An 8,376-nucleotide genomic window follows, 5' to 3' on the forward strand; every position below is an offset into this window, starting at 1 on the left:
TTTGTGGCCAACTTGGACGAAAACATTGGCCTTCCAAGAATCAGGCAGCATGCGGTCAACATCAAGCAACAGTTAGGCATAGAGCCTGATTTCATCACAGGGGGTCTTGATGAGTACCCAATCACAGCAGACAATGCTGCAGAATACTTGAAGGATAAGGATTTGGACTTGATTGTAGTGTTCGGTGTTCCACATGCATTCCCAATCGAGGACTTTGATGTGGAATCCGTTGCAGTAACCGACGGACCACGTCTCGTTGAGCCTCTCAGGAATTTGGGCTACACTCATGTTGTGGCGGAACTTGATGCCCACTCAAAAACACTTGGAGTAGATGAAATCGTATTTTCAGACTTTGGTGGAATGATAAGGGCAGCTATCGGGTGGTTGGAAGAATGATAACAATAATTGATTATAAGAGCGGAAACCTGAAAAGCATATCAAACGGATTTAAAAAGATTGGTGTGGACTATCAGATTACCGATGACAAGCAGATAATTGCAGACAGTGACTATCTTGTCCTTCCAGGTGTTGGAGCATTTGGAAGCGCAATGGAAAACCTCAAACCATTCAAGGATGTTATTTATGAGCATGTGAATGATGACAAGCCATTTTTAGGAATTTGCCTTGGCCAACAGGTATTGATGGGCTCAAGCGAAGAGTCACCTGGAGTAGAGGGACTTAACCTCTTCAAGGGGCATGTTGAAAAATTGCCTGAAGGCGTAAAGATTCCTCACATGGGATGGAATAAACTAAACGTATGCAATAATTCACCGATTCTTGAAGGAATCGACGGTGAATATTTCTATTTTGTTCACTCTTATCATGTAATACCTGATGAGAAAGACATAATTGCAGGCACATGCGATTATGGAGTGGAGGTTGTGGCAAGCCTATCACAAAACAACCTTTTCTCAACACAGTTTCATCCAGAAAAAAGCAGTAAGGCAGGATTGAAAATCCTAAAGAATTTCACTAACTTGGAGATATAAACATGGATATAGAAGGATTTGTAAGGGCTAGAATTGACGATTACTCATATGATGACTTGGCGGATATTTTAGCGGTACGCATAAGAGAGTATAAGAAAATTTCAGAAGATAATTCAGTTGAAATGGCAAAGGCAGTTATTGATGAGGTGGCAACCACCTTAAAACTGCAGGAAAGCGATGATGAGTTCCTAAAGGAAATCGCCAATGTAAACAAGGCAGATGTGCTTATGGGCGAGATGGGAGTTGGATCTCGTGGAGCAGGTGACTTTTTCGTCCACAGGAAAATCGCTGAAATCGTATCATCAACCAACACAGCATCACTGGTCAACCCATCCGAACAGGATGACGGAGGAGTGGTGAAGGCACCGGTTGCCAATGATGAGGTTTACATTACCACTGCAGTGGATGGAATCCATTCAAGATTAAGTGAATATCCTTTCCTCGGAGGTTTTCATGTAACAAGAGCTACTTTAAGGGATGTCTGCGTAATGGGAGCAGACCCGGTAGCAATCTTAAGCGATGTACACCTGGCCGATGACGGGGATGTCGCAAAGATATTCGACTTCACAGCTGGTGTTGCAGCAGTATCCGAACTCGTTGATGTTCCAATAGTTGCAGGAAGCACATTGCGTGTCGGCGGAGACATGGTTCTAGGTGACAGGTTCGTTTCAGCAGTTGGAAGTGTAGGGGTATCACCATATCCTCCAACAGCAAGAAAAGGAGCAACCGAAGGTGATGTGATTCTTCTAACAGAAGGTTCCGGTGGAGGAACAATAACCACAACAGCATTATATAACGGTTTCTTTGATGTCGTGTGGGATACAATGAACGTTAACTTTGTTCAGGCATCACATGCGCTGTTTGAATCAGACCTTGTAAAGGAAGTTCATGCAATGACTGATGTGACAAACGGCGGACTCAGGGGCGATGCACATGAGATTTCAAACACCACTGGTGTCGGTTTGGAATTTTATGAGGAAAACATTAGAAAAATGGTTGCTCCAAATGTATTGAACATGCTTGAAACCTTAAACATTGATCCACTAGGAGTGTCTACAGATTCATTGATGTTAATTGTGCCTCCGGAAGTTGCAGAGGAGGTTAAAAAAGCAGTTGGCAAATATGATGTTGCAATCTCTGAAATTGGTGAGGTCAACAATTCAGGTGAACCGATACTCATCAAGGAAGATGGTTCAGATGAAAAACTGGTTCCATTATTCAGGGAAGCTGCTTACACTAAAATCAAAAAGTTAGTTGGTGAAACAACTCCTGAAGACTTTGAAGAAATGAAAGAAAAAGTTCAAAAAGCTTCAGATGCAGCTATTGCTAAAAAAGATAATGTTATTAAACATATTCGTGGCAATTAAAATTTAAGTTTAGGGTGTGATTTTGCACAAAATCACACTTTTGCACTTTACTATTTTTTATAAAATTTAACATCCAATTTAATTTCATGTTAGACAATAAGGGTTCATTTTATATAATTGATGCAATTTTAGCAGTTATTTTACTTTTAATCGTGTTTTTAGTAATCAATGCCACAATAACAATGCCGACACATGATTATTCATATGAAACAAGAGACATCAAAACGGCTCAGGATATTATGGAACTGTTGAGCGGCAAGGTTGATTTTGAGGATGAAAGTTTCATAAGTGAAATTTCAGCCATTTTAAGTGAAGGTGAAAATTCAAAGGAATCAATCAGGGAAGTTTCTAAGATTTCAAAATCCAAGCTGGACTCATATGATCTTGAAAATTACAGGTTAGTCGAGACCAATGTCTTAAATAATGTGGTTTTGGCATCTAGGGGGGATTGGGATAATGCAGAAAATATTTCAGTTGCAACAAGAACCTATGGGGAGTATTCTTTCACGTTGTCAACATGGTAATTATTAAATACTATAAAAATCATATAATTAATTGTTATCTTATTTTGTTTAGCCCTGGTGGTGTAGTTTGGATAACACATGGGACTGCGGATCCCATTCCCCGGGTTCAAATCCCGGCCAGGGCATTTATAATTTCCGTGATATTATGTTAAATGCTAATACTTATGTAACTTCTCAAAAGGGTATTGGTGGAACCATTAGAAACCAATATGAAGATTTTTACGTTGAAGAAATACCTGAAATCATCCCATCAGGGGAAGGCCCAAACATCTATGTCTGGATTGAAAAGCTTGGAAGAACCACACTTGATGTTGTTTTAGACATTTCAAGGGACCTGCACATCTCAAGAAAGAGAATGGGCTTTGCAGGAATGAAGGATAAGAAGGCTTTAACCCGTCAGTGGATCTGCATTGCAAATATGGATTCAGAAGAGCAGATGCAGCAGGTTAAGGACCTTGACATTTATAAGACTGATTTTTTAAAGGTTGTAAGAGGCCGCAAGAAACTTAGAATGGGTCAGCTTAAAGGAAATAAATTCAGAATCCTAATCAGGGATATTGATGATGTGGAATCATCAGCTGACACTGCAAATGAGGTTTTAAAGGAACTGCAGGTAACAGGTGTTCCAAACTACTTTGGATGGCAGAGATTCGGAAAGCCAAGAACCAATACTCATCTGGTCGGAGAGGCATTGATTGAAAACGACCTTGAAAAGGCTGTTGCAAGATACATAGGCAACCCATCAGAAGAGGAGCATGAGGAAAATCAAAAGGCAAGACAGGCTTATGATGACGGAAACCTTGAAGAATCATTAAACTTGATGGGCAAGGGAATGAGATACGAGAAGATGATGATTCGCGAACTTATTAAGGATTCCAAAAAAGGAGAATTGACTGACAAGTCATACAAAAATGCATTGTATGCACTTCCAAAACCACTTCAAAGGATGTTCGTACATGCATATCAATCATACTTATTCAATGAGGCTGTAAGCAATCGTGTTGCAATGGGAATTGACAAATACATTGAAGGAGACATCATAATCGACAACGAGGAGCATATTGTCTACGATAAAACCCCTGAAGAATATCAGGAAATGATGGACAGCTTTGAAGCCAATCCTACATGCCCATTGTACGGTACAAAAGTTCCATATGCCGGTGGTGAAGTGGGCATTATGGAAGAGAATGTGCTTAAAAATTATAATTTGGAGAAAAGCGATTTTGAAGTTCCGAAAATGCCACGTTTGGGAAGCCACGGACTCAGAAGGTCAATGAGATTCCAAGTGTGGGATGCATCCGCAACACCAACGGATGAAGGAGTCTTATGTGAATTTTCAATAAATAAAGGTTCTTATGCTACTGCAGTTTTAAGAGAAATCATGAAAGTAGATGTTATATAGGTGATAATATGGTTACATGTCCAGATTGTGGAAAAGAAGTTCCAAATGCAAAGTTCTGCAGGAATTGCGGAGCTAAACTTCCAGAAGTTGAAGAGGTTGAAGTTGTTGAAAACGACGCTGTCGTTGATACTACAGAAGAAGTAATTGACGTTGGTGTCGAAGAGGAAAAAACAGCTGATGATTCAGCTAAAGTGATTGAAGTTGTTGAAGAGGAAACAGTTGAAGAACCCGCTGAAGAGGTTGAAGTCAATACTTCATCTAAACAAACTAAATTCTGCTCAAATTGCGGAAATGAGGTCAGTGTTGAAACAGCATTCTGTCCAAAATGTGGTTACAGATTGATTCAGGAAGAAGAGCCACAGACCAAGTTCTGTCAATCCTGCGGCAAAAAGATTAACATCAATGCTGAAATATGTCCTCACTGTGGAGTAAGGGTTGCAAACATCCGCTCATCAGAAGAGAAAAGCGTAGTCTTGTCAGCTATTTTAAGCTTCCTATTCCCAGGATTAGGTCACTTGTATATTGGATTGACCAAAAAGGGAATTTCATTTATTATTGCTTATATCGTATCAGCAATTCTTATAATGTTATTGATTGGAATAATTTTAGTCATTGTCGTATGGCTTTGGGCTTTAATTGACAGCATTAAGTCAACAGAGGCCATTAACAGAGGAGACTATGTTGAAGATAAATTATTCTAGATAAAGTGATGCTTATGATTGAATGTAGAAATATTGCAAAAGGAAAAGGAAAAGGAGAATTGATAGTCTCATCCGAACCTATCAGCTTTTTAGGTGGGGTAAACCCTGAAACCGGTGAGATAATCGATCCAAACCATGAACTTAAAGGGGAAATCATTAAGGATAAGGTATTATTCATCCCTGGTGGAAAAGGTTCAACCGTTGGGTCCTATGTGATTTTCCAAATGATGAAAAACAACACTGCTCCGGCAGCTATCATATGCTTAAGCGCCGAACCGATTATTGCAACCGGAGCGATAATGTCCGACATTCCATTGGTTGATTCCCCATCCGAGATTAAGGACTTGAAAAACGGAACCTTAGTTGAAGTTGACGGAACCAATGGAACAATAGAAATATTGTAGTGGTAATATGCAAACTCTAATTGAAAACGTTAACATCGTAAATCCATTTGAAGAAGTCAAAACAAATCAAAATGTTTTAATCGAAGATAATTTGATTAAGGAAATCTCATCAGACAATATTAAGGCGAATAATGTCATTGACGGTGAAGACAATTACCTGCTTTCCGGATTCATTGACTGTCACACTCATATCTTTGCAAAGGGATTCCATAAGGAAGAGAACATGGCAAATCCTCTGGGACTTCATTTCTACAATGCGGTTCCTCACTCATTGCAGACAATCAATGCAGGTGTCACAACAATTAGGGATTGCGGATCAGCTGATTTAAGCTTTAAATTGGCACAACAACGCAAATTATTCACCGCCCCAAAAATACACTTGTCAATAACTCCATTGGTAATGACTGGAGGGCACTTTGACTTGTTACTGCCTTCAGGATGGGATATGGAGATAATCTATCCGGGCTTTCCAAAGGGAAGATGCGATGGAGTTGAAGAGGTTCTTAAAAAGACCCGTGAAGTGAAAAGGGCTGGTGCTGATTTTATAAAGGTAATGTGCAGTGGCGGAGTGTTGACAACAAACTCCTCACCTGAATTTGCACAATTCAATAAGAAAGAACTTAAAACAATAGTATGTGAAGCAAAAGCTAATGACATGAAGGTTTCAGCTCACTGCCATAGTTTAAAAGGCATGAACAACTGTATTGATGCAGGATTTTCATCAATAGAGCATGGAACATTCATCGACAGGAAAACCTCTAAAAGAATGGTTGAAAATAATGTTAGTCTGGTTCCAACATTATTGGTTCATCAGTACCTCTATGAAAACGGTTTTCCGGCTTGGGATAATTACGCAGAAGAAAAAACAGAAAAACTAAAGGAAATAGTCAAGGTTCACAAGGAAAACATCCAAGTAGCTTATGAGGAAGGAGTTAACATACTGATGGGAACTGACAGCGGTGTCATTCCTCACGGACACAATCTCGAGGAACTCATTCATTTGACAGATATCGGAATGAGTGAGGAAGAAGCTATCGCATCAGGAACAGTCAGGGCAGCAGAATTTTTAGGATTTGACAATTTAGGACTTGTAAAGGAAAATTATGTTGCTGATTTGACTCTCGTCAATTCCAACCCATTAGATGACATAAGTGTTTTAAGCGATAATTCAAATATATTAAAAGTTATTCAGGATGGTTTAGTGGTAAAATGAAACTTATGATTGATGCAGAGGAATGCATCGCTTGTGGACAATGCAAATCCGTTTGCATTAGAGATAATATTGAAATTGATGAAGTTGCCGTGGAAACCGGTAGCAACTGCTTTGAATGCGGTCACTGCATGGCAATATGCCCTACAGGAGCAGTGACCCTCAAGATATTCAAGGGGCATGAGGATAGGATTGAGGATTACAATCCTAAGGAACTTCCAATTGAATATGGTGACATGTTGCAGTTTTTAAAGCAGAGAAGGTCTATTCGTTGGTTTAAAAAGAAAAAGATTGACAAATACACTTTCAATAAATTGTTTGAAGGAGCATATTATTCTCCATCTGCCCAAAACGAGCAGGATGTTGAGTTTGTAGTCCTTGACAAGAAGCTCAACGACTTCATGAAACATGTTTACAACATTATTAAGGTGGAGGAGGATGAGTTTTTCAGGATTAAGGAATTCGGGGACTATGTCCGTGACAGTTCCACCAAGAAATATCACCCATTGCTGTGGACTGGCCAACAGTTGATCTTGACATTTTCAACTGACAAGACCAGTGCGGTGATAGCAAACACACGCCTTGAACTGCTTGCATATTCATTGGGCCTTGGCGGATTCTATTCGTTATTTATTCTTAAGGCTGATGAAATCGACCATGAAAAGTTGATGGAATTTTTCCCAAATGTTGATAAGAATAAGCATATGTATTCAGCTTTCATAATAGGTTATCCTAAAAAGAAATTTAGGCGAACAATTCCTCATAAGGAAATTAAAGTGGATTATTTGTAGAAAATTTTTCACTTTCTATTTTTTTACAATAGATTTTTTTTCAATAGATAATATATTTTTCACGCCTTTAAAGTAAGTTTAGTGTAACCTAAACTTTATAATATATAAGTGATAAATTAGTTTTATATAATACGAAAGGTAGTGATAAGATGGTAAAGCATAAGCATATGGATTTACCAATTGAAGGAATGCATTGCGCTTCATGTGTTTTAAGTGTCAATAAAACCTTCGGCAAAATTGAAGGTGTTGAGGAAGTGGATGCAGACCTTGCTTCAAATAAATTGCACATTACAGTTGATACTAAAAAGATTTCTTATGAGGAAATGGAAAAGCTAGTTAAAAACCTAGGTTTTGAACTGCATTCAGATGAGATGACAATAAGGATTCAGGGCATGCACTGTGCATCATGCACAATGAATGTCGAGAATTTCTTAATAAGATTGGACGGCATTTTTGATGTAAAGGCTGATTTGACAGCACAGAATGCAAAAATAAGGTATGATTCATCAAAAGTGACATTGGATGAGATAGAGGAAGTGATTGTTTCTTTAGGCTTTGAGCTTTTAGGAGTTGAAGGCCAAACTGAAATTGACGAGGAGGCAATCTACCAGCAGGACCTTAAGGAAAAACGCAACAGAATCATTGTCGGTTTGATTTTTTCAGCTATTCTAATGATTTTAATGTTCAGCGGATGGGATCCTCTAATGGGAATCACCCACAGCATCCATCAGGCGACAGGATTGCATATATCTTCAATGGGTCTTCTTTCACTGATTGTAAGTATCGCACCATTCTTATACGTTTCATTACCTATTTTAAAAGCAGGAATCAACGGTTTAATGCATAAAAACCTCAACATGGATGTAATGTACTCAATGGGTATTCTTGTCGCATACGTTTCAAGTATTTTCGGAACATTCGGCATAGTGCTTGACCACACTTTCATGTTCTATGATTCCGCAGTCATGCTTCCGTCATTCTTGATGAT

General features: G+C 38.9%; 9 protein-coding genes, 1 tRNA gene and 1 pseudogene. All 11 read left to right on the forward strand.

The annotated features are described in order from the left end of the window. Positions 1 to 396: pseudogene (locus E7Z78_RS08610) on the forward strand (Ni-sirohydrochlorin a,c-diamide reductive cyclase catalytic subunit); the annotation flags it as partial. Next, positions 393 to 989 (forward strand): imidazole glycerol phosphate synthase subunit HisH, encoded by a 597-nt coding sequence (gene hisH / locus E7Z78_RS08615; RefSeq protein ID WP_303724760.1) that lies wholly within the window; start codon positions 393 to 395, stop codon positions 987 to 989. The pseudogene E7Z78_RS08610 and the gene hisH, both read left to right, overlap by 4 nt. Positions 990 to 991: 2 nt before the next feature. Continuing rightward, positions 992 to 2,356, forward strand: a complete 1,365-nt coding sequence (locus E7Z78_RS08620; RefSeq protein WP_303724761.1) for an AIR synthase-related protein — start codon at positions 992 to 994, stop codon at positions 2,354 to 2,356. Positions 2,357 to 2,442: 86 nt separating this feature from the next. Continuing rightward, entirely contained in the window at positions 2,443 to 2,880 is a 438-nt protein-coding gene (locus tag E7Z78_RS08625; protein WP_303724762.1) for a hypothetical protein, read from the forward strand. A gap of 51 nt (positions 2,881 to 2,931) precedes the next feature. Continuing rightward, a tRNA-Arg gene (locus tag E7Z78_RS08630) sits at positions 2,932 to 3,005 on the forward strand. 20 nt (positions 3,006 to 3,025) lie between these two features. After that, positions 3,026 to 4,282 (forward strand): tRNA pseudouridine(13) synthase TruD, encoded by a 1,257-nt coding sequence (gene truD, locus E7Z78_RS08635; RefSeq protein ID WP_303724763.1) that lies wholly within the window; start codon positions 3,026 to 3,028, stop codon positions 4,280 to 4,282. Between the two features lie 8 nt (positions 4,283 to 4,290). Next, complete coding sequence (locus E7Z78_RS08640) at positions 4,291 to 4,983, forward strand: zinc ribbon domain-containing protein (RefSeq protein ID WP_303724764.1); 693 nt, start codon at positions 4,291 to 4,293, stop codon at positions 4,981 to 4,983. Between the two features lie 14 nt (positions 4,984 to 4,997). After that, positions 4,998 to 5,387 (forward strand): DUF126 domain-containing protein, encoded by a 390-nt coding sequence (locus E7Z78_RS08645; protein WP_303724765.1) that lies wholly within the window; start codon positions 4,998 to 5,000, stop codon positions 5,385 to 5,387. Positions 5,388 to 5,394: 7 nt separating this feature from the next. After that, positions 5,395 to 6,600: an amidohydrolase family protein gene (locus E7Z78_RS08650; RefSeq protein ID WP_303724766.1), complete on the forward strand. Its 1,206-nt coding sequence runs from the start codon at positions 5,395 to 5,397 to the stop codon at positions 6,598 to 6,600. Then, positions 6,597 to 7,388 carry a nitroreductase family protein gene (locus E7Z78_RS08655; RefSeq protein WP_303724767.1) on the forward strand — a complete coding sequence of 264 codons (792 nt, stop codon included), beginning with the start codon at positions 6,597 to 6,599 and terminating at the stop codon, positions 7,386 to 7,388. The genes E7Z78_RS08650 and E7Z78_RS08655 overlap by 4 nt, the downstream gene beginning before the upstream one ends. A gap of 149 nt (positions 7,389 to 7,537) precedes the next feature. Beyond that, on the forward strand, positions 7,538 to 8,376 hold an 839-nt coding region (locus E7Z78_RS08660; protein WP_303724768.1), incomplete at its 3' end, for a copper ion binding protein.

This window comes from Methanobrevibacter thaueri, from assembly GCF_015062915.1.
In the GTDB taxonomy this organism is placed as follows: domain Archaea; phylum Methanobacteriota; class Methanobacteria; order Methanobacteriales; family Methanobacteriaceae; genus Methanocatella; species Methanocatella thaueri_B.